Here is a 22,049-nt window from a genome sequence, read left to right on the forward strand (position 1 = left end):
CCCCGTGAAACGAAAATCCCTGCGGTTTCTGTTGGGCTGGCTGACGCTGGCGTTGCTTGTGGCTGTACCGGCTGTGGCGGCGGACTACGAGGTGCCGGTGGTGACCGGCGAGAACTGGACCCAATCCACGCCCCGGGAGCGCAAGGCGTTTCTGATCGGCGCGGCCACCATCATCGAATTGGAGCAGGAAGTGCAAGGGGCCACGCCGCCCCCAAAGACCACCATTGGTGTTTGGAGCAAGGGCTTAAGCGCCTACAACTTTGACGAGATGACTGCGGCCATAGACGCGTGGTACGCAGCGAACCCGGACAAGCTCGCCCGCCCGGTGGTGGAAGTCATGTGGTATGAACTGGCCAAGCCCAAGGCCGGCAAGTCCTAGGCCAAGGAGAACAATGATGAAACGACTGTCTGTCGCGGTGGCGGCCCTGGCCCTGATCGGCAGCCTCGGCTGCACCAATATGAGCAAAACCCAGCAGGGGGCGCTGTCTGGCGCTGCTCTCGGAGCCGGAGCCGGCGCGGCCATCGGCGCGCTGTCCGGCGGCAATGCCGGCATCGGTGCCGGCATCGGCGGGGCGCTTGGCGGCATGGCCGGCGCGCTGATCGGCAATTCCCAGGAAAAACGCGGCTACTAGCCTCGCGTTCAGAAAACGCCCGCATCTTTATGAAGTAACCATAAACTGTAACCATTGGTATTATTCTCAAAAAGCATCCGTGCGTTTTGAGAACGCCCCACGAGCCGGCCGGCCTTCCGGCCGGCGTCCAGCCGGCGACTTCGGTCGCCGGCTTTTTTATGGCGTACACTTGTGCACATGCTTAAGCACTTGTACAAAAACTTACGCACCTGCCCTGCCGCCATTCTTTTTCCCCGCTGACAGTAAAAATAATTCCCAATGATTTCATGATGTGCTATGGTTTTCCCAAAGTTCTCCGTCTGGCACGGTCCCTGCTGTTCATCACGAAACCAGGGCGCGCTGTTGCGTGCTGGCTGCGCGTCCGCCCAGCCCGCCGCTGGCGGGCCGAAACGAGGAGGGAACATGCGACAGTGCAAGCGACCATGGCATTTAGCCGGCGCTCTGGCCATCGTGGCCGCATTGCTCTATGCCGCCGCGCCAGGGCTGCTCAGCGCGGCCGGGGTGGAAAAAGAGGCCGAGAAGGCTCCGGGACGCCAGTTGGCCCGAAGCGCCACCCAGGCACCGGGAGCCCGCTGGACCACGGCTGATCATTCCAAATTCGAGGCGCTGCAAAAAGAGTTCACCAAGCCCGAAGAGGTGACGGCCGCCTGCCTGTCCTGCCACCAGATGGCGGCGGACCAGATCCAGCATTCCATCCACTGGACCTGGATCTGCCCGGACTGCGGCGACGGCAAGTCCATGGGCAAGTACGGCAAGACCATCAACAATTTCTGCATTGCCGTGCCCTCCAACGAGCCGCGCTGCACCTCGTGCCACATCGGCTACGGCTGGAAGGACAAGTCGTTTGATTTCACGGCCAAAAACCGCATCGACTGTCTGGCCTGCCACGACACCACCCACACCTACGAAAAATTCCCCACCAAGGCCGGCTATCCGGTCACCGAGCCGACGCTGTTTCCCGAAGACGGCAAGACCTACCTGCCGCCCGACTACAAAAAGATCGTGGCCAAGGTGGGCCGGCCCGACCGGCTCAACTGCGGGGCCTGCCATTTCTACGGCGGCGGTGGCGACGGCGTGAAGCACGGCGACCTGGACAGCTCCATGGGCATGCCCAAAAAGTCCCTCGACGTGCATATGGACGCCGACGGGCTCAACTTCGCCTGCCAACGCTGCCACACCACCAAGGAACACCAGATCGCCGGACGGCTCTACACCTCGCCGGCCGCGCCCGAGCGCATCAGCCTCACCGAAGCCGATCTGGCTTCCAAGATCGCCTGCGAATCCTGCCACGGCCAAAAGCCCCACAAGACCGATGCCAAGGCCAACGACCACACCGACAAGGTGGCCTGCCAGTCCTGCCATATCCCGGAATTCGCCCGGGTGCTGCCCACCAAGATGTCCTGGGACTGGTCCACGGCCGGGAAAATGAACGCCGACGGCAAGCCGTTTAAGAAGGAAGGCCCCTACGGCAAGTCGGTCTACGACTCCAAGAAGGGCGATTTCGTCTGGGAAAAAAACGTCGAGCCGGCCTATTACTGGTTTAACGGGGCCATGAGCAACATGCTCGTCACCGACACCGTGGACCCGTCCAAGCGGCTCAGCGTCAACCATCCGGCCGGTTCGCCGGACGATCCCAAGTCGCGCATCATGCCGTTTAAGCGCCACACCGGCAAACAGCCCTTTGATCCGGTCAATGCGACCATGGTCATCCCCCACCTGTTCGGTCCCAAGGATTCCGAGGCCTACTGGGCCAACTACGACTGGAAGCGGGCCGTCACCTCGGGCATGAAGTATGTCGATCTGCCCTTTTCCGGCGAAGTCGGCTTTGTGGAGACCGAATACTTCTTCCCCATCACCCATATGGTCGCGCCCAAGGACAAGGTTGTGGCCTGCGATCAGTGCCATGCCCGGGAAGGACGCTTAAAGGGCCTGCCCGGCGTCTATATCCCCGGCCGCGATGTCCATGCCGGCGTGACCATGGTCGGCTGGGGGGCCGTTATTGCCGCCCTGCTGGCCGTTATCGGGCACGGTGTCGGACGCATGATTTCCAGCGCAAGGAGGAAGGGACAATGAGCGGCGACGCCAACGGCAAGTTCTATCTCTACACCCGCTACGAGCGCTTCTGGCACTGGCTGCAAGCGGCGCTGATCATCGCCCTGGCCGCAACCGGCTTTGAAGTGCATGGCACGTTTGCCCTTTTGGGCTACAAAAAAGCCGTGGCCGTCCATTCGGCTCTCGGCGTGGCCTGGCTTATTGCCTTTGCCTTCTTTGTCTTTTGGGTCGCCACCACTGGCGAATGGAAGCAGTACGTGCCGACAACCAAGAAGATGTTCGAGGTCATGCGCTTTTACGGCTACGGCATCTTCATCGGCCAGCCGCACCCCAGCCCCAAAACGCCCGACGCCAAGCACAATCCGCTCCAGCGCCTGACCTATCTGGCCCTGGCCGCCGTGCTGCTGCCCTTTATGATGGCCACGGGCCTGCTCTACTACGCCTACAACGACTGGGCCGCCCTGGGTCTTGGCGGGTTGAGCCTTTCAGTGGTGGCCCTGGCCCATCTGATCGGCGCCTTCGCCATCCTGGCCTTCCTGGTGGTGCACGTCTATATGACCACCACCGGGCACACCCCCCTGGCCCATGTCAAAGCCATGTGCACGGGCTGGGAAGATGTCGCTACCGAGAAGCCCGAGGAATGGGAGAAGCGCACGGCCTAGCCGCCGCTTTCAGAGGCCCAGGCCCCATAATCGAGAAACAACGGGCGGGACGGCAAGGCTGTCCCGCCCGTTTCCTTGTCCAACATCGGCCGGCGACGATAAAAAGCAGTTGGCCTTTGCCCCGGCCTGGGGTAGCAGCCCGGCCTAGCGGAGGAAGCTGCCCATGAACGTTGATGTCGCCATCCTGGGAGCCGGGGCCTCGGGCCTGTGCTGCGCCATTGCCTGCGGCCGGCGCAAACGCTCCGTCCTAGTCATCGATCACGGCCGCAAGGCCGCACGCAAAGTGCTGGCCTCAGGCGGCGGCCGGGCCAATTGCACCAATATCGATATCAGTCCGGCCGACTACGTCTGCGCCAACCCGCATTTCGTCAAATCCGCCCTGGCCCGGCTTTCTTCCTGGGAATTCCTGGACTGGATTCACACCGGCGGCGTGGCCACCCGGGAAGAAGACAACGGCAAGCATTTTTGCGTTAACGGAGCGCTCAGTCTGGTGCGCTTTCTCACCGCCCAGGCCCAGGCCGTCGGGGCGCAGATGCGCCTGGGGGCCACCATCGCCGCCGCCCGCAAAGACGGCGACGTATTTGTCATCGACACCGACGCCGGGCCGGTGCGGGCCGCCTCCCTGGTGCTGGCCCTCGGCGGCAAATCCTGGCCCGGCCTTGGGGCCACGGACTTTGGCTACGCCCTGGCCCGCAGCTTTGGCCTGGGCATAACGCCGCTGCTGCCGGGCCTGACGCCACTCTTGGCCGGGCCGGATCTGGCGGATTTGTGCCGCGACTTGTCCGGCGTGTCCCTGCCGGTGCGCTTAAGCGGCCCTTGCGAGGCCGCCGGCAGCCTGCTGTTCACCCACAAGGGCGTCTCCGGCCCGGCAGTACTCGACGCGTCCCTTTTCTGGCGGCAAGGCCCGCTGGCCATCGACTTCCTGCCCGGCATCGACCTCGAAGCGCTCCTGGCCGAAACCCCGCGCCTGGAAATCAAAAACGCCCTGGCCCGGGTGCTGCCCAAACGCTTGGCCAGTGCGGTCAGCGACAAACTGGGCCTGACCGGGCCGGTGGCCGGCCTCTCCCCCAAAGCCCGGCAGGAACTGGCCAAAAGACTCGCCGCCTTCCCCTTCACCCCGGCCAAGGCCGAAGGCTTCGCCAAAGCCGAAGTGACCATCGGCGGCGTGGCTACGGCGAGCGTCTCGTCCAAAACCATGGAAGTGGCCAGCGTCCCCGGCCTCTATGTGGTGGGCGAACTGCTCGACGTGACCGGACGCCTGGGCGGCTATAACCTGCACTGGGCCTACGCCTCCGGCTTCGCCGCCGGGGAGTATGCGTAAGGGTAAGGGCGGGAGAAAGAGAGAGGGGGAGAGGGAGACGAAGACGAAAGGCATGCCTCCGGCGGCCAAAGGGCTGAGCCCTTTGGAATCCCACCTGAAGGCAAGGGGTTCAGGGGGAACGGCGTTGCCGTGACGGTGGTCCGGGGATCACCCCCCCCGGACCACCTGAAATGGGGAAAGTATTTCAAGGGGTTGTTGTCGCTGGATGACAAGCTGGTCGGGTGTGGGCCGGGACAGCCGAAAGACAAAAAGAGACTGCGGCGGCGCGGGCCTCTTTTAAAGACAAAGACACCGCACAGCCAAAAAGTCGTCGCCCGAACGCAGGACCGGCCGGGGGGCATAACCTCCCGGCCGGTGATGTTACTCGTTAAACAGACGTTGGGCCTCGGCTTCGGAGACCCGCTCCCACGCAAACGGAAAAATCATCATGATGGCCGCAAAAAAGACCAATGCGGCCGCAACCAGCCCATCCTTCATGGCCTCATCCCCCGTGTCGTATCCCGGTCCCCCCGGACCGGATTCCCTGGTTCCCTGAACCTCGTTGTATTCTTTTTTGTGCGGCCCGCAAGAGAAACCAGCGCCCTGCCCTGCAATTGTTTGCCTAACGGTACGGCTTGGGCTACACAATGGAGCAAGACCAACAAAGAACGACCCAAGGAGCGGCGACATGGCCCTTTTCGGAAACGATACAAAGAAGAAAAAAGCAGCCAAGGACGCCAAGGCCAAAGACGCGCCCAAGCGGCTTATCCCGGAAGACAATCTGGCGGAGTTGACCAAATTCTTCGACGGCATGCAGGAGCCGGTAGAACTGCTTGTCTTTACCGACGCCGACCACAACGCGCCCTATAACAGCTTCATGGAATCCTTGTGCCGGGAGCTGGCAGAACTGGCCCCCAAGATCACGGCGCGCTTTTTAAGCCTCGACAGCGAAGAGGCCAAAAGCCACGGCGTGGATTTTTCCCCCACCCTGCTACTCTCCCCGGCCCGCTACCATATCCGCTATCTCGGCGCGCCGTTGGGTGAAGAAGCCCGCACGCTCATTGAAACCATTATGCGTTTATCACTCGGCAAAAGCGGCCTCACCCAGATTTCCCGGCAACTGCTCCAGGAGCTTGAAGAAAAGCGCGACGTCCAGGTTTTCGTCAATCCGTCCTGCCCCTACTGTCCGGGCCAGGTCGGCAACGCCTTTCGCTGCGCCATTGAACGCCCGGACCTCGTTTCGGCCGTGTGCGTCGATGCCTCCCAGCATCCCGCCCTGGCCGAGCGGTTCCAGGTGGGCAGCGTGCCCCAGACTACCATCAACGAGACCTTTACCACCATGGGGCTGCTGCCCGAGGAACGCTTCGCGGTGGAACTGGTGACGCTCAAACATGCCGAAGATCTGCTGGCCCAGCAACGCGCCGCCGGCGTGGCCGCGCCCCAAGGCCTGGAAGTGCGCGAAGTGGGTGTGGTGGTGGCCGGAGCCGGACCGGCCGGGCTGACCGCCGCCATCTACGCCGTTCGCAGTGGCCTGACCGCAGTTGTGCTGGAAAAAAACGTCATCGGCGGACAAGTGGCCGTCACACCCGTGGTGGAGAACTATCCCGGGTTCGCCAATGTGCCGGGCAAGCGGCTCATGGAGATGATCGCCGAGCAGGCCCGGGCCTATGCCGAAATCCACGAGGGCGAGGGCATCGACGAGGTCAAGGTGGGCCGGCATATCGAGATCTATACCGCCAAGGCCGTGTACGTGGCCAAGGCGCTGATTTTAGCTACGGGCGCGACCTGGCGAAAGCTCGGTGCGCCGGGCGAGGACCGCTATTTCGGCTTTGGCGTGAGCTACTGCTCCACCTGCGACGGCTATCTCTACCGGGGCAAGAAAGCGGTGGTGGTGGGCGGCGGCAACACGGCGCTCACCGACGCGCTGCATCTGAAAAACCTCGGCGTGGACGTGACGCTGGTGCATCGGCGACCGGAATTTCGGGCTGAAAAGCACTTGCAGGATGCCGTGGCCAAGGAAGGCATCGCCACCATTCTCGGTGCCACGGTGGCCGGAATTGTCGGCGACGAAGCGAAAGTGACCGGCGTTCGGCTGCTCGACACGGCCAGCGGCAACGAACGGGATATCCCGACCGACGCCGTGTTCGTGGCCATCGGCCTTAATCCCAACACCGAAATCGCCCAGGAACTGGGGCTGACCATCGACGCCCACGGCTACATCGTCACCGATCCGGGCAAACGCACCTCCATCCCGCGCATCTACGCCGCTGGCGACGTCACCGGCGGTTCCCAGCAAATCGTTAACGCCGTAGGCGACGGTTCCACAGCGGCGCTGTCAGCCTTTGAAGACATCGCCAATCCCTACTGGAAAAAAGGCGCGGTCAGTTAGGCAGACGAGAAGCGGAGCGGAGAGAAGAGAAGCGAAGACGGAAGACAGAAGATGCCTCCGGCGGCCAAAGGGGTGGCCCCTTTGGAATCCCTCATGGAAGGCAGGAGGTTAAAGGGGAACGGCGTTGCCGTGACAGTGGTTCCCGTTAAGCGCTCTTGCAGTTTTCCCGGTCCGCAGTCGAAAGAACTGAAAACCAACGCCCAAAACCCATTATAACTTTTCCCGCTGGGGGGGCCGGGGGGATCATCCCCCCGGCCGCCGGAGGCATCTTCTGCCTTCGCCTCGTCGTTACGGCACAGCGTAGAATTCGGGCGGAGATAACTCCGTGGACTCGAACCAGCCGCGTTCGGACAGATGCCGGCGGATGTCCTGGCACAGTTCGCATTTGTTGACGTAGCCATCCGGGCGAGGGAGGTATTCTTCCAGGGCGGCGGCGTATTCGTAAAAGCCGTTGATGCCGGATTCGGCCAGGGTGGTCAGGATGGGATAGCGCTCGGGGTCGAGCGGCACGCCCAGATCGTCCACGCGCAATGCCAGCCCGGAGCACAGGCCGGGCACGTAGTCGCCGGCAAGGTCCATGTGAAAATGGCTGGTGTCGGTCAGTTCGGCCAGACAGTCGGGCGAGGCCTGGGCCAGGATTGTTTCCACCGGCTGGCGGCCGAGCACCGGGGCGAAAAGATCGAAAGCCCGCCCGCCCATATGGATCCAGGTGCGGCGCAGGATGGCGGCCGGATAGTCCGGCCCGAAATGGTGCAGATATTCGGCGAACGGATGCGTCGTGTCAGGAGCGAAGACTTCCAGATCCTTGAGGAAATGCTCTTGCCAGGGAAAGATCGCCACCCCGGCCTGCTTCGCGGCGTTAAGGACGCCCCGGGTCTTTTGCAGGGGAATAAAGCCGTTGTGCATGGGGCTTATGGACACGAGCAAGGTGGTGAGCCCCATGGAGCGCAGTTCGGTTAACAGTTCCACCGCTTCCTCGGCGTCGTCGTACCACGAGCCGCTCGTCTCCACGTATTCGATACCCATGCCTGTCTCGGCCGCAGCGGCCAGCACCCCGGCCAGGGCCAACGGGTCGGCCAGCGGTTCGCCGCCGCCCACATGCATGGTCCCGGCCCCAAGCGAGAGGGCCTTGGTAAAGCAGGCAGCGGCTATGTCCTGGGAAATAGAGGCCGTCTCCCGCCCCGGCCCGCTACGATACAGGCAATGCGGGCAGGCGCTTTGGCACTGGTAGGAGGTGATAAGCCCCCCGGCGCGCAGACGGGCGACGGCAAACGACATGCGGCGTCCTCATGTTGCGTTCGGCAATTTCCGATATGGTCTGTCCGGCAGCAACACGTTGCATTTATGCTTTTTATTCACAAAAAAACAGCAATGCTTTTGTGTGAATGCGACTCTAGCTCCCGGCCAGCCCGGTCAGGGTGGTGAGCACCATTTCGGCGTGCCCGGCCGCCTTGCCCACTTGGGGCCAGATGCCGCGCACCACGCCCTTGGGGTCGATCAAAAAAGTGGAGCGCACCGTACCGACGCAGTCCTTGCCGCAGACCTTTTTTTCGCGCCAGGCACCGTAGGCGGTAAGGGTCGCCAACTCCGGATCGCAGAGCAGGGTCACGGTCAGTTCGTGCTTGTCGATAAATTTGCGATGGCTGGCCGGCTTGTCGCGGCTGACACCCACAATGTCGGCACCAAGGGCCAGAAACCGGGGCAGGAGCCCGGAAAACTCCACGGCCTCGGTGGTGCAGCCGCTGGTGGAATCCTTGGGATAGAAATAGAGCACCAGCCACTTGCCCGTATAATCGGCCAGGGCGCGCCTGCGCCCGTCAGCGTCGGGCAGGTTGAAATCCGGGGCCGGATCGCCTTCGACCGGCCAGGGGGTTTCGCTCATGGCTTCTCCGTTTTGGCCGGTTGCAAATCCCCGGCCACCAATTTCTGGTGGATCGCGCCGATCCCTTCGTCGGGGTAGCGTAGCCGCAACATGAAATAGCGGTCAACGACCTTGAGCACGTAATCCTTGGTTTCCTCATACGGCGGCACGCCGCCGTGCTTGGCCACGGCACCGGGACCGGCGTTGTAGGCGGCCAGGGCCATGACCTCGGTCTGAAATTTGTCCAGCATGGCGCGCAGATACCGCGTCCCTGCAGCGATATTGCGCTCGGGATCAAAAGGCTCGGTCAGGCCCAGCATCTTCTGGGTGTCGGGCATGATCTGCATAAGCCCCTGGGCACCCTTGGGCGACACGGCGCAGGGATTAAACCGCGACTCCTGCTCGATAAGCGCATAGACGAGCCTGGGGTCCAGGCCGTTTTTCTTGCTGTGGCTGTTGACCAGCCCCAGCAGCTTGGTATCGACGATGACTTCCGGGTATTTGCAGGCCACGGTTTTTTTGTCGGTGAACTTATGCCCGGCCTCCCGCAACATTTTGTCGCGCCGCCCGGCAGCCACCGGGTCAGGCAGCGTCATGCCGTGGATTTCAATGGCACCGGCTGCCGGCGCGCTCACCATTTTCGGGCCGGCGGCCAAGGCTGGCCACGCCCACAGACCGACCGCCAGGATCGTTGCCACGGGCACGGCCGCCCGGAGAAGAAAACTCTTTGTTTGGTCCATTATCCGCCCCCCCTACCCCCTTCGGCAGGCTTTTACAAGGAAGGCGCTAGCGCACCTGCCGACGCCATCGTTCCAGGGTGTCGGGGATAAAGGCCTTTTCGTTACTCGGTCCGCTCCAGACTTCGGAAAATCGGGCCGTGTCGCTGCGGGGGCGCTCCTCGCCGGAGAGTTCCCGCAGCCGGATGCGCATGGGCACAGGCACGCCCTCGCCCACCACCACCGCTTCCTGGGTGCGCAGCGCCGGCAGGGCGGCCAAAAGGCCGGCGGCGTTTTCCGGCATGGCCCGACGCACGAACAATTGGTCCTGCTCGTTGCTCATGCGCAGGGAAAACAGCGTGTTGACCTGGGACAGCACGGTTTCCGAAATTTCCGAGGGGCGCTGGGTGACCAGCCCCAGGGACACACCGTACTTGCGGCCCTCCTTGGCGATGCGCGACAGGGCCCGGCGGGTGGGGGCAAAGGCGGCGGCCGAGTCGCGCGGCACATAGCGGTGGGCTTCCTCGCACACCAGCAGCACCGGCACGCCGCTGCCCCGCTTGCTCCACAGGGCGAAGTCGAAAATGAGCCGGCACAGCACCGACACCACCACATCCACGATTTCCGAGGGCACGCCGGCCAGATTGAAAATGGTCATGGGCCGGCCTTCAGTAGGCAGGCGGATATAGCGGGCCAGGACATCGCCCATGATGTCTTCCACGGTGAGCTGGCCAAACATGAAAGAAAACCGGCGGTCACGGCGCAGGGCGTCGATGCGGCCGGTCAGACGCAGATAGGGGATGGAGCTTTCCGGCTTGTCCAGCTTGCCCATATTGACCTTGAGCAGTTCCACCACCCGGGCCAGCCGGTACGGCACCGGGGTGTCGATGGTCAGCCCCATCTCGTCGGCCCCGCCAGGAGCGGCACCGCCCCGCAGATACTCGGCCTTGGCCGTCATGACACATTCTTTTAAGATATTGGCCTCGACCTCGCGGTACGGCTGGCCCGAGCTGCAAAAGACCTGCACCATCTCCTCAAAATCCAGCAGCCAATAGGGCAGCACCAGGGTGTCGGGGGTCACCAGCTCGGCCATGTCGCCAAAGGCGGCGGCGTATTCGTCGTGGGGATCAAGCAGCACGATATGGCCGTTTCTATGGGCCGTGAGCACCGAGCGCAGCAGCACGGCCACGGTGCAGGATTTGCCCGAGCCGGTGGTGCCGAGCACGGCGAAATGCTTGCCCAGAAAATCGTCCACGATAATGTAGGCCGGCACGTCCGGGTCCTGGTGCAGGCTGCCGACCATGACGCTGGATTTGGTGGGTTTGGCATAGATGCGGGCCAGATCGCCGGTGGCGGCCTGGCGCACCGCCGCGCCCAGGCGCGGGTTGTGGGAGACGCCGCGCTGAAAGGTAAACTCCCTGTCCTCGGTGCCAAGGCTTTCGCCCAAAAGGGCCACCCGGGCCAGATGCCGGTCCCCGGGCGTGGACAGCGCCGAAGGGGCAGGCGTGGTAAGGGTCTGCACCAGACCAAAGACCATGGAGCGCGGCGACGGGATGACGACCATATCGCCCACGGCCACCTGCTCAAAAACGTCGGCCCCGAGCACCACCGTCACTTCCGCGCCTTCCACCGTGGCCACGTAGCCGATTTCCCGCCTGTCCATGTGCCTCCCCGCATCCCTTGGTTTGCTTCCCCGGCGCTGCTGCGGCCAGGGGCACGGCCTACGCCATAAACGTTACACCCTCGCGGCCGGATTGAGGGCCGCCTCGATGGCGGCGGCCAGATCGCGGCGCAAGACGGGCTTGAGCAGCAGCTCGCGCACGCCCAAGGCCCGCGCCCCGTCCTGGCCCATGGTTTCGCTAAAGCCCGTCAGCATGACTACCGGCATATCCGGGCGAAGGGCCAGGACGGCCCGGGTCAGTTCCGCTCCGGTCAGCCCCGGCATGTTCTGGTCGGTAATGAGCAGATCAAAAGCGGCGGGATCGGCGCGCATACGCTGCAAGGCCTTTTTCGGATCGTTTTCGGCCTGGGCTCTATAGCCCAGCGATTCCACGAGTTCCCGGGTAATTTCGGCCAGGGCCGGCTCGTCGTCCACCAGCAGGATGCGCCCGCGCCCCATGGCCGCAGCCCCCGGGACGACGACCGGCACATCAGCCACGTCACGGGCCAGGGGCAGATAGACATCAAAGACGGCCCCGCCCTCGGGGTTGTTTTTGACTTTGATCTCGCCGGCGTATTTGCGCACCACGCCATGGGCCACGGACAGGCCCATGCCGGTGCCTTCGCCGGGTTTTTTCGTGGTGAAAAAGGGATCGAAAATACGCTCCATAATGGCCGGTGAAATGCCCGGACCGGTGTCGCGCACCCACAGATGCAGGCACTCGCCCATGGCGGCATCGCCCGGCAGCGGACAGGCTCCGGCCGGCTGTTCCTCCAGGCCCACTTCCAGGGTGCCACCGGTTTCGCGCATGGCGTGGGCGGCGTTGGAGCACAGATTCATAAGGATCTGCTGGATTTGCGAGGGTTCGGCCAGGATGGCGTCGCGGCCCGGCCGGATGATTTCGCGGATGGCGATGGCATTGGGCACGGTGGCCCGAATGAGTTTGAGTGTCTCTTTGACCAGGGGACCGACGTGCAGGAGATTGGCGGCCTGATCGCTTTGCCGGCTAAACGACAGGATCTGGAGCACGAGATCGCGGGCCCGGCGACAGGCGGACAGGATATGGCCGACGCGCCGCGCCAAACCGCTTTCCGGCTGGGCCTCGCCCTCGATCATTTCGGCAAAGCCCATGATGATGCCAAGAATGTTGTTGAAATCATGGGCGATACCGCCGGCCAGGGTGCCTATGGCTTCCATTTTCTGGCTCTGGCGCAGCCGCTGTTCGAGGTTTTTGCGCTCGGTGATGTCGTGGGCCACAAACACGGTGCCCAGCGGCGCGGCATCGGCGTGGGTCAGGGGCGAGGAGGTGACGAGAAATTCGCCGTGCAGCCGGGGAATGGCAATTTCCCGGGAATGGTAGCAGCCGTCGGTCATGGTCAGGATGTCGGCGCAGAGCTGGCCGGGCGCATCTTCGGCGTCAAAGACAAAGGAACACGGCCGGCCCACCACGTCGCGGGGGGGAAGGCCCAGGCGGTGGGCCATGGCGAGATTTAGGCGGCGTACGGCCCCGTCGCGGTCGATGACCACCACCAGATCCTGGACAGAGTCGAAGATCCCCTCCCATTCGCGCTTGGCCGACTCGATAAGCCCGGTGACGCGCTCGCGCTCCTCCATCTCCTGGGTGAGTTTGCGGTTGACGCTGGCCAGGGCGGCGGTGCGTTCGTAGACCAGGGTTTCCAGCCGGCTTTTGAGCGTCTTGAAATCGCGCTCGGCCTGCCATTTGGCGGTAAGCGAGGTGGCAAACTGGAGGATTTCCTGGGGATGAAAGGGCTTTTGGATGTAGAGGAGCTTGTCGGCCGGGGGCACGCGCCGGGCGATGGTCACCGGATCGACGTCGGTAAAGGCCGTTACCACCACGATCTGGACCCAGGGGTCGAGGCGGCGGATTTCCTCGGCCGCGGCCAGTCCGCCGCGCCCCGGGGGCATGCGCACGTCCATAAAGACCACGGCAAACGGGCGGCCCCGGGCCAGGGAAGCCTGCACGGCCGCCACGGCCTCCTCGCCCTGGCGGCACAGCGTCAGTTCAAAGCGCTGTTGCGCTGCGGGCTGGGTGACGCCAAGACCATCGAGGCCGTCGAGAAAATCGTCGTCCGGGGCCAGGATTTCGCTGAAAAGGTCGAGGATACGCGGTTCGTCGTCGGCCACGAGCAGGCGGATCGATTCAAGTGCAGCTGGCGCAGCTCCCATGGCATTCCTTGCGTCGTGGCCTGTTGTGGCACTGTTAGGGCATCTCCGACCGGTCGAGTTTCTCGACAGCGGAGGGCGCGGCAGTGGCTGGGCGTTTGGCCGGGACCGGGGCCGCCTCACCGGCCGGGGTGCTTTGCACCGTCAGCGGCTTGGGTTCCTGGCCGGCTTTGCCAGCCGTCGGGGGGACCGGGGCCGCACCGGATTGGACCGGGACCGGCTGGGCCGGGACGGACTGGGCCGGGGCCGCCGGTTGCATCTGGACCGGCGCAACCGGTTGGACCGGAGCCGGCGCAGCCGATTGAACCGGGGCAGCAGCAGCCGGTAGGGCCGGGACTGGAGCCGCCGGATGCGCCGGGGCAGGTGCAGCCGGCTGCGCCTTGGCTGGCGGGGCCGGATGGGGCTGGGCCGGCGGGGCCGGAGCCGGCTGGCCGGCCGGGGCCGCCGGCAGCGCCTGGGGAACGACCGGCAGGGTCACTTCCTCCATGGCCGAGAGCCGGGTCAGGTTGTCGTGGGCCTGGGGATAGAACCGGGAGTTGGCTGCAATGGCTTTTTCAAAATATTCCTGCGCCTTGGCTTTATTGCCGGCTTCCATGTAGCACACGCCGAGGTTGTTTAAGGCCGCAGACTCCGTCGCGACCCCGGCAAAGGCGGCATAGGCCTCGTCGTAGCGGTTCAGGCGGCACAAGGCTAGACCGAGATTATTGGAGAATTTGGCGGATTTCTTGACTGAGGCCGCCTTGCGGAAGGCGCTGGCCGCCTCTTCGCCGCGTCCCAGCAGCAGCAGCGAAATGCCCCGATTGTTTTCCACATCAGCGTCAAAAGCGACGGCCAGGGAGGCGTCGGACACGGCCAGGGCGGCCTCGGGCCGTCCGTCGCGGTTTTCCAGAGTGCCCAAGAGAGCCGCCGCCCGGGACAAAGACGGGTCCAGGGCCAGGGCCTGGGCCAGATACTGGCCGGCTTGCCCCTTGTTGCCGCCGAGATAGAGGGCAAAGCCGATCCCTTGCAGGGCCGGGGCGTATTTCCCATTGGCTTTAAGGGCCTGCTGGTAGGCGTCCATGGCCTGGGGAAAGGCCCCTGAGCCGAGATAGAGGTCGCCCAGGCGGCCATGGGCCGTGGCGGCGTCGGCCCCGGATTTGAGCGCCGCCAGATAGAGCCGGCCGGCTTCGCTGCGGTTGCCCTGGGCCAGGGCGGCATCACCGGCGGCGATGCCGGCGTCACTGCCGGCGTTATTTTTTGTAACCGGCGTTGCCGTCGCCTTGCCCTTGGCAGCCGAGCCGCCGCAACCGGCCAGTCCCAGCAGACACCCCACAACGACCACGGCGAGCAGCGCCGCCCGGAATTGACTTTTCACCCTGCCTTCTCCTGTCTGAGCAGCCCGGGTCATAGCAGACCCGGGCACAGGGGTAAACACGAGCCGTGGCCGGGCGCTCCATGACCAATGGATTTGGCCCGATTCCTGTTTCCCGGAAAATGGCCCTTGGCCGCAGGCCATTCCACAAACCTTGGAACGGCTGCTTTTTCCAAGGCCGGTCCGGCTCGCTGCAGTGCACGGCAACCCTCTTAAATACCGGGTGATCGTGCCAACACAGCGGGAAATCGCGTTTTGGCACGATTCTTCCTAGACTTTAAGAAAAATCCGACCGCGCCAGAGCCAACCACGCGCAACATAGGAAAAACACCATGAAACGACTGCATACAGACGAGCGAGGCATTGCAGCCGTGGAAGCGGCTCTGGGGTTGCTGATCCTGGTCCCGCTGCTGCTTGTCCTCATCGAAGGTTCACGGGCCTTGATGGAATATTCCCAGCTGCAAAACGCAACCATGGAAGGGGCGCGCATGCTTTCGCGGCAAAACGGAGACACGTCCGGCGTTGCCGATTATATCAACAGTCTTTTCAGCAACGCCGATGGTTCCTCGACCGTCGAAGGCTCCGCGCCCACGGTTGCAATCGGCCCACGCGATGCCAACAACAACGTAACAGTGCAGGTGGACCATGTTTTCACGCCATTTCTCTCGCAACAGTCCGGCAGTTCTGGCATTTTCGGCCTTCTGGGCTCGAATGCGTTCACCCTTTCGACCACAACCGTTGTGGCCCTGCCAGCCGCCAACTGAACGCAGCGACGCCTGCGGCGCTTCCAGCGTCCTGGTGGCCGCCAGCCTCATCGCGGTCATGGCCGCTGCCGGCGTGGCCGTGGACTATGGCCGTCTCTATGTGGAGCACACCCGCCTGCAAAACGCCGTGGACTCGGCAGCCCTGGCCGGCAGTCTGCAACTGCCCGACGATCCCGATGTCAGCAACGGCAAGGCGGCCGCCGCCGCCACGGCCAATCTGCTGGCCAATGACGCCGACGCCACCAATATCGTGGTGGAATCCGGCGGGGCCACCCGCAGCGTGTGCGTATCGGCCAAGGCGACCGTGGATATGACCATTTCCCAAGTCATCGGCGTAGAGGACCAGATCGTTGCGGCCGAGGCCTGCGCCGGCTACAACGACATTGAGCTGGTCATGGTGCTCGACGCCACGGGCAGCATGAAGGGCACGCCCATCGCCAACGTCAAGGAAGCAGCCACCAGTCTGGTCAATCTGATCATGCCGGCCTCTTCCGACGCCGCCACCCGGTCCAAGATCGGACTCGTGCCCTTTCAGGGCAAGGTGCGCATCGACGGCAACGATCCGGTGGCCGCCGAGCAAAACCCCGACGGCAAGGGCCCGGGCTGCCGCAACGCCGACGATACCGTCAACAACGGCAAGCTCAAGGTGGAATATTCCCGCACCACCACCAAGACCAACATCTTTTACGGCTATACCTTAAGCGGCGTGAGCACTTCCACGGACAAGACCTGCTCCGGCATGTCGCCCATCCGGGCCCTCTCCTCGAACAAGAGCAACATCCTCAGCAACATCACTGCCCTCAATGCCGGTGCCGTGACCTCGGGCACCATCATTTCCGAAGGCATCAAGTGGGGCCGCAAGGTGCTGTCCCCCGAAGCGCCCTACGTCGAGGGCAGCACTGATAAAAAGGTGCGCAAGATCATGATCGTGCTCACCGACGGCGACACCGAGGACGGCCGGTGCGGCGGCAACTTCGCCTCAGGCTCCAAGACCGTGAACACCTATTGGACCAACGCCTACTTCGGCCAGGGCCTTAAGCCCGACACGGGCGCCTCGCCCTACTCCACCCTCTCCACGGCGGCCCTGACCCTGGCCCAGATCCCGGACTGCAAGGACGGCGGCCTGCTCAACCAGTACGTGCTCAACGAAGCCACCCTGGCCAAAAACGACCTCAACTATCCCGTGGAAATCTTTTCCATCCGCTTTGGCGACTCCGACACCACGGATAAAAATCTCATGAAGCAGATCGCCTCGTCCAAGGCCGGCACCGACGACCATTACTTCGACGCACCGAACGAAGCGGGCATCCAGGAAATGTTTAAAAAGATCGGCCAGCAGCTCGGCCAGCGCCTTATGACCAAGAAAGAAGCCACCACCGGCACGCCGTAACAGGCAATACGGAAGCGAGCCCGCCATGAAGACCGGATACCACGCGCACCCAAAGCCGCCCCACGGCACACGCAGCCAGGCAGGCAGCCTGACTGTGGAAATGGCCCTGGTGCTGCCGATTCTGCTCAGTCTGGTCCTTGGCATCATCGAGATTGCCAATATCATGCGCATCCAGTTGACCATGGACAGCGCCGTGACCGCCATCGCCCATGATGCGGCCATGCATGAGACGACCCAGGGTTCGGCCGAGCAGTATATGAACGCCAACGGCCTGCTGCCCGGGGTGCAGCAATCCCCTGCGGCCCCGACCCCGGTCCTGACGCTCACGCCCGCAACGACCACCACCTGCAAGGCCACGCCGTGCACGCCTTACGAAGTAAAGATCACTTACAATTACCAGGCCATGACCGCCCTCATGCAGCCGTTTTTCGACAACATCAAGCTCACCGCCTCGGCCCGCAAGATTTCCGAGCCGTGGTAGGCAGCCAAAGGACAGCCGCCATGAAGAACCGAGTTGCCACCATCGCCCTGGCCGCCCTGCTCCTGCTCGCCGCCCAGGCGAGTGCGGCCGCGACCAAGGACTCTGTTGTCAAATTCTACCAAAGCTATCTCACCCTGGTCAGCGCCAGCGACTTCGTGACCCTGTCCCGGGACCAGCCCGAAGCCTATGACGCCAAGTTCGACGCCATTGCCAAAGAGGCCGGCTTCGAGGATGCGGCCGACGCCCTGACCGCTGCCGAAAGCTATGCCGCAGACACCGATGTCGCCGCGCTCAAGCTCGCGGTCAACGACAAGATTTTGCTGCAATACAGGCCCTTCCGGGAGTAAAAGGCGGTGTGGCGGCCCGTCGCGGCAGCGGCGCGGGCGCGGGAGAGCAGACAGGCGCGCGCCGCGCCTTCGGGACGGCCTCCCGGGCGGCGCGGCACAGACACAGCAGGGCCGGCCGGGAGGAGCACTCCCGGCCGGCCCTGCTCAATTTATTGGCCGCCTGCCGGCCAGGAGCCAGCCGAAGGATTTTCTGCGTGCGCCGTCCGGCCGGTAAGGCCGCAAGCGGCAGTGCGGGCTTAGAAGAAGGCTTGCAACCGCTCCACCAACCCGGCCAGACGGCCGGAGGCGGCCGCCAGCCCCAGGGCGGCCAGGACAAGGGCAAACAGCGCCCGCACCACCATGCGGCGGGCCAAAGGACCGGACAGCAGACCGGTCAGGTCCGGGCCGCTTGGCCGGGACGGGGCCGGAATGATATGCTCGGCCCGCAACAGGCGATAGATGCCCACCACCGAAACGAGGCAGATACCCAGGGCCAGCAGGTTGTCGATATTGTGGAAAAAGGCGTTTACGCCCGAAAAAAAGCCGCTGCTCCCGGAACCCAGCCCGGAAACGGCGTCGAGCAGTTGTTGCTGGCCGCCTTGCAGCTCCTTTGCCGAGCGCGCGATGTCGGCCGCCTGGCCCATACTCCCTCCCCCTGCCCGAGCATCGCGGGCGCTTTGGCCCGCTGCCATCCTTGTCCGGCACACCGGATGCGCGCGCCGGCCGCGTTGAGCCTCAGGCCGGCCGCGCCGGCCGGCCTGAACCGGGCCGGTATGCGCCCGCACCGACGCGACTTATTTTTGCATGCCCCCGAACATTTCGGCGATGCGGATGCCGGCCGGTCCCAAAATAACGATCAACAGCGTTGGAAAGATAAAAAACATCAGTGGGAAGAGGAGCTTGACCGGCAGTTTGGCGGCGAGTTCCTCGGCCAGCTGGAACCGTTTGGTGCGCATGGAATCGGCATAAACCCGCAGCGTCTGGGCAATGGAGGTGCCAAACATATCGGTCTGGATCAGCATGGCCACCAAACTGCCCAGATCTTCCAGGCCGACCCGGGTGGACAGGTTTTTCAGTGCCTCGCGCCGGGATTTTCCGGCCCGCAGCTCGAGCGTGAGCAGGCGCAGTTCGGAGCTTAAGATGGGATCTTTTTGGGACAGCTCGGTGCAGACCCGGTAAATGGCCGCGTCCAGGCCCATGCCCGCCTCAACGCAGACCACCAGCATGTCCAAGGCGTCGGGCAGGCTGCGCGTGATGGCCTTTTGCCGCGCTTTGACCCTCGAATTTAAAATGAAACCGGGCAGATAAAAGCCAATGGCGACCAGGAGGACCACCACGATCATTTTGTACTGCCCGGACACCCGGCCGGACATGGCCACCAGCGCCCCCAGCACCAGCCCGATCAGCCCGGCCCCGGCCTTCATGCCCCAATAGATTTCCACAGCACTGGCCTGGCGGTAGCCGGCCTGGATCAGGGTGGTGCGCGCCTTGGAAAGCTCCACCGCCTCCTTGGGCTTGACCACATCGCCAAACCAGGCCGCCGCCCGCCGGGCTATGGTTTCCAGCCAGCCAAGCAGCCCCGGCCGGCCGGCATCGGACGAACGCACCGGATTGAGGACGGAATAGGCCCGGCCGGCGATCTCCTGGCGTTTGCGGCCCTCTTCACGCAAGGTGGCCACGGCGTAGGCGAAAAGACCGACGCTTGCGGCAACCAGGAAAGCGATGACAAGCAAGTCCATGGCGGCCTCCTAAACCTCAATGCGGATCATCTTGCGGATGACCAGGACGCCCATGACCACAAGCCCGAAGATCAAATAGATCATCATGATGCCGATGGGGTGGGAAAACAGCAGGTTCATATAGCCCGGATTGAGCATCTGCACCACGCCGCCCACGCCAAACGGCAGCAGGCACAACACCCAGGCGGCCATGCGGCCCTCGGCCGAAAGCACCTGGATGCGGCCCTTGAGCTTGAAGCGCTCGCGGATGAGCCAGGAAATGTTGCTGACGATTTCCGCCAGATTGCCGCCGGATTCGTTCTGGATTTTGACCGACACCACAAAAAAGCTGAGGTCCGGGCAATCCACCCGGTCCATGAGGTTGTCCAGGGCCACGGTGACGCCCAGGCCGAAGTTGATTTCTTCCAGGGTGGTCTGAAACTCGGTGTGGATGGGATCGGCGAATTCGCTCACCACCATGCCCATGCCGCTGGTGAAGGTGTGGCCGGCCCGCAGCGCCCGGCCCACCAGTTCCAGCGCTTCAGGCAACTGGCGCTCGAAATCGCCCATGCGTTTGGCCTTGCGCAGGGCCACCCATTTAAAGGGCAAAAAGCCCAGGAACAGGGCCAGACCAAGCCGGATCAGCCGGTTGTCGATGTAAAGCCCGGCCCCGAGATAGCCTGTCAGCCCAAAAACCAGGGACAACAGCACAAAAATGCCCAGCGGGGCCTTTATGTCGGCCTGGTTGAGCACCTTGTTCATGCGCCCGCTCCAGGCATGGCGCGCTAAAAACACGTCGAGCCAGCGCAGGCCGCTGAGCTCGTGCTTTTTGACGATATCGGCGGGTTCCAGGCCAAGGCCCTCCCCCCGCGTCAACTGCTCGATGCGCCGGCGCATTTCCTTGTCCGACGTATCCGTCAGCCGCATGGCCGCCACGGCCAAGGCGATAAACAGATAGACCAGCGACAACAGCAAGGCCAAAGACAGGATGTTTGGCAGGCCGCCCGCCATGGCGTCTCGCTCCTATCCCGGCCGCCGGCCGGCTGTTGGGGATTGGCCGCACACGGCGGATCAGACCTCGGCCACGTTGCGGGGATCGAAAATGCCTTCCGGCATCTTGATCCCCTTGGTCTCGGCCCGAACCGCGAACTTGGGCCGGATGCCCCGGGCCACAAAGGCGCCCTTGACCTTGGCATCGGCCGACATGCCGCGCTGCTCAAAGGCGAAAATTTCCTGCATGGTGATGACCTCGCCTTCCATGCCGGTGAGTTCCTGAAAGCTCACGAGCTTGCGGCTGCCGTCGGAGAAACGCGAAATCTGGATAATGACGTCCACGGCCGAGGCGATGTAGCGTTTAAGCGACAGGGCCGAAATATTGAGCCCGGCCATGGCCACCAGCGTCTCCAACCGCATGAGCGCGTCGCGGGGGGTGTTGGCGTGCAGGGTGGCCAGCGACCCGTCGTGGCCGGTGTTCATGGCTTGCAACATGTCGAGGGCCTCGGCTCCGCGCACTTCGCCGACGATGATGCGGTCCGGGCGCATACGCAGGCAGTTGCGCACCAGATCGCGCTGGGTCACTTCGCCGCGCCCTTCGATGTTGGGCGGGCGCGACTCCAGGCGCACCACATGCTCCTGCTTGAGTTGCAGTTCCGCCGCGTCCTCCACGGTGACGATGCGTTCGTCGTGGGGGATAAAGCCGGAAAGGCAGTTGAGCATGGTGGTCTTGCCGGTGCCCGTGCCGCCGGAGATGAGGATATTGAGTCTGGCCAGGACGATGCCGCGCAGCACGTCGGCAATGTCGCGGGTCATGGCCTTATACCGGATGAGATCCTCGATGGTGAGCTTTTCCTTGGCAAATTTGCGGATGGACAGGGCCGGCCCGTCGATGGCCAGGGGCGGAATGATGGCATTGACGCGGGAGCCGTCGGGCAGGCGCGCATCCACCATGGGCGAAGATTCATCCACCCGCCGGCCCACCCGGGAGACGATGCGGTCGATGATCTTTTTCAAGTGGTCGTTGTCTTTAAAGCGCGACTCGGTCAGCACGAGCTTGCCGTGCCGTTCCACGTAGATCTGGCGGTAGGAGTTGACCAGGATGTCGTTGACGCTGGGGTCTTTGAGAAACGGCTCCAGCGGCCCAAGGCCGAGCATCTCGTCCTTGACCTCGCTTATCAGCCGATCGCGCTCGACCAGATTAAGCGCGGTCTGGAAAAATTCGTCGCGCAGCAGGCGCTCGACGAGCTTGCTGATCTCGCTGCCAAGGGCCAATTCGTCCAGGGTATCGAGCAGCGACAGATCGATCAGGTCGATGAGCCGGTCGTGAATCCGGGTCTTTATCTCGTAATATTCATCCCGGGCGATGCCCGCTTCCTTGCGCTCCGTCGCCGGCGTCTGGGTGCGGGGCATCTGGTGGCGCAAAATCGGCGGTCGGCCGCGTTCCATGTCTTAACTCCTTCCCTGTTCTGGCTCTTCCGCCGCAACCTATCCCTACCACCGATCCGTGCCAGCCGCCACACCGTCCAGGCCGGGCGTCCCGGCGGCCGGGCGGGCTCATCTCCTGGCG

General features: G+C 63.7%; 20 protein-coding genes. 10 read left to right on the forward strand and 10 right to left on the reverse strand.

The features are described 5' to 3' along the window. Positions 1-4 precede the first annotated feature (4 nt). The 6 genes from GTA51_RS10425 to GTA51_RS10450 all read left to right on the forward strand — a co-directional run bounded on the left by GTA51_RS10425 (position 5) and on the right by GTA51_RS10450 (position 7,035). The gene (locus GTA51_RS10425) at positions 5-379 is read left to right on the forward strand and encodes a hypothetical protein (protein WP_160960890.1); all 375 of its coding nucleotides are present in this window, start codon (positions 5-7) and stop codon (positions 377-379) included. Between the two features lie 16 nt (positions 380-395). After that, positions 396-632, forward strand: coding sequence for a YMGG-like glycine zipper-containing protein (locus GTA51_RS10430; protein WP_160960891.1), 237 nt, complete (start codon positions 396-398; stop codon positions 630-632). Between the two features lie 402 nt (positions 633-1,034). Then, positions 1,035-2,705 (forward strand): tetrathionate reductase family octaheme c-type cytochrome, encoded by a 1,671-nt coding sequence (locus GTA51_RS10435; protein WP_160960893.1) that lies wholly within the window; start codon positions 1,035-1,037, stop codon positions 2,703-2,705. Continuing rightward, positions 2,702-3,346, forward strand: coding sequence for a cytochrome b/b6 domain-containing protein (locus GTA51_RS10440; RefSeq protein ID WP_160960894.1), 645 nt, complete (start codon positions 2,702-2,704; stop codon positions 3,344-3,346). Before GTA51_RS10435 ends, GTA51_RS10440 begins: the two co-directional genes overlap by 4 nt. Positions 3,347-3,509: 163 nt before the next feature. Further along, positions 3,510-4,667 (forward strand): BaiN/RdsA family NAD(P)/FAD-dependent oxidoreductase, encoded by a 1,158-nt coding sequence (locus tag GTA51_RS10445; protein ID WP_160960896.1) that lies wholly within the window; start codon positions 3,510-3,512, stop codon positions 4,665-4,667. A 667-nt stretch (positions 4,668-5,334) separates the two neighbouring features. Continuing rightward, complete coding sequence (locus GTA51_RS10450) at positions 5,335-7,035, forward strand: FAD-dependent oxidoreductase (protein WP_160960897.1); 1,701 nt, start codon at positions 5,335-5,337, stop codon at positions 7,033-7,035. 288 nt (positions 7,036-7,323) lie between these two features. Here the strand turns inward: GTA51_RS10450 and GTA51_RS10455 are convergent, their stop codons facing one another. From GTA51_RS10455 to GTA51_RS21245, 6 genes are all read right to left on the reverse strand, one after another. Then, on the reverse strand, positions 7,324-8,313 hold the full coding sequence (locus GTA51_RS10455; RefSeq protein ID WP_160960899.1) for a radical SAM family protein: 990 nt from the start codon (positions 8,311-8,313) through the stop codon (positions 7,324-7,326). Between the two features lie 115 nt (positions 8,314-8,428). Next, positions 8,429-8,917: a peroxiredoxin gene (locus tag GTA51_RS10460; protein ID WP_160960901.1), complete on the reverse strand. Its 489-nt coding sequence runs from the start codon at positions 8,915-8,917 to the stop codon at positions 8,429-8,431. After that, positions 8,914-9,636 (reverse strand): lytic transglycosylase domain-containing protein, encoded by a 723-nt coding sequence (locus GTA51_RS10465; protein WP_160960902.1) that lies wholly within the window; start codon positions 9,634-9,636, stop codon positions 8,914-8,916. Before GTA51_RS10465 ends, GTA51_RS10460 begins: the two co-directional genes overlap by 4 nt. Before the next feature lie 46 nt (positions 9,637-9,682). After that, positions 9,683-11,275, reverse strand: coding sequence for an ATP-binding protein (locus GTA51_RS10470; protein ID WP_160960904.1), 1,593 nt, complete (start codon positions 11,273-11,275; stop codon positions 9,683-9,685). Positions 11,276-11,347: 72 nt separating this feature from the next. Next, on the reverse strand, positions 11,348-13,459 hold the full coding sequence (locus GTA51_RS10475; RefSeq protein WP_160960906.1) for an ATP-binding response regulator: 2,112 nt from the start codon (positions 13,457-13,459) through the stop codon (positions 11,348-11,350). Positions 13,460-13,493: 34 nt separating this feature from the next. Then, positions 13,494-14,810: a tetratricopeptide repeat protein gene (locus GTA51_RS21245; RefSeq protein ID WP_343039504.1), complete on the reverse strand. Its 1,317-nt coding sequence runs from the start codon at positions 14,808-14,810 to the stop codon at positions 13,494-13,496. A 329-nt stretch (positions 14,811-15,139) separates the two neighbouring features. Here GTA51_RS21245 and GTA51_RS10485 point away from each other — a divergent pair, with 329 nt between their 5' ends. From GTA51_RS10485 to GTA51_RS10500, 4 genes are read left to right on the forward strand one after another with little or no spacing between them, the layout of a single operon-like run. Further along, positions 15,140-15,571: a TadE/TadG family type IV pilus assembly protein gene (locus tag GTA51_RS10485; RefSeq protein WP_160960909.1), complete on the forward strand. Its 432-nt coding sequence runs from the start codon at positions 15,140-15,142 to the stop codon at positions 15,569-15,571. Continuing rightward, positions 15,519-16,961 (forward strand): VWA domain-containing protein, encoded by a 1,443-nt coding sequence (locus tag GTA51_RS10490; protein WP_160960910.1) that lies wholly within the window; start codon positions 15,519-15,521, stop codon positions 16,959-16,961. Before GTA51_RS10485 ends, GTA51_RS10490 begins: the two co-directional genes overlap by 53 nt. Positions 16,962-16,986: 25 nt before the next feature. Then, positions 16,987-17,442, forward strand: a complete 456-nt coding sequence (locus tag GTA51_RS10495) for a TadE/TadG family type IV pilus assembly protein (RefSeq protein WP_160960912.1) — start codon at positions 16,987-16,989, stop codon at positions 17,440-17,442. Positions 17,443-17,462: 20 nt separating this feature from the next. Continuing rightward, positions 17,463-17,789, forward strand: coding sequence for a hypothetical protein (locus GTA51_RS10500; protein WP_160960913.1), 327 nt, complete (start codon positions 17,463-17,465; stop codon positions 17,787-17,789). Between the two features lie 236 nt (positions 17,790-18,025). Here the strand turns inward: GTA51_RS10500 and GTA51_RS10505 are convergent, their stop codons facing one another. From GTA51_RS10505 to GTA51_RS10520, 4 genes are all read right to left on the reverse strand, one after another. Beyond that, positions 18,026-18,412, reverse strand: coding sequence for a hypothetical protein (locus GTA51_RS10505; protein ID WP_160960914.1), 387 nt, complete (start codon positions 18,410-18,412; stop codon positions 18,026-18,028). Between the two features lie 150 nt (positions 18,413-18,562). Beyond that, positions 18,563-19,507, reverse strand: a complete 945-nt coding sequence (locus GTA51_RS10510) for a type II secretion system F family protein (RefSeq protein ID WP_160960916.1) — start codon at positions 19,505-19,507, stop codon at positions 18,563-18,565. Between the two features lie 9 nt (positions 19,508-19,516). Beyond that, complete coding sequence (locus GTA51_RS10515; protein WP_160960917.1) at positions 19,517-20,497, reverse strand: type II secretion system F family protein; 981 nt, start codon at positions 20,495-20,497, stop codon at positions 19,517-19,519. A gap of 60 nt (positions 20,498-20,557) precedes the next feature. Further along, entirely contained in the window at positions 20,558-21,928 is a 1,371-nt protein-coding gene (locus GTA51_RS10520) for a TadA family conjugal transfer-associated ATPase (protein WP_160960919.1), read from the reverse strand. Positions 21,929-22,049 lie beyond the last annotated feature (121 nt).

This window comes from Solidesulfovibrio aerotolerans, from assembly GCF_009856865.1.
Classification (GTDB): Bacteria; Desulfobacterota; Desulfovibrionia; order Desulfovibrionales; family Desulfovibrionaceae; genus Solidesulfovibrio; species Solidesulfovibrio aerotolerans.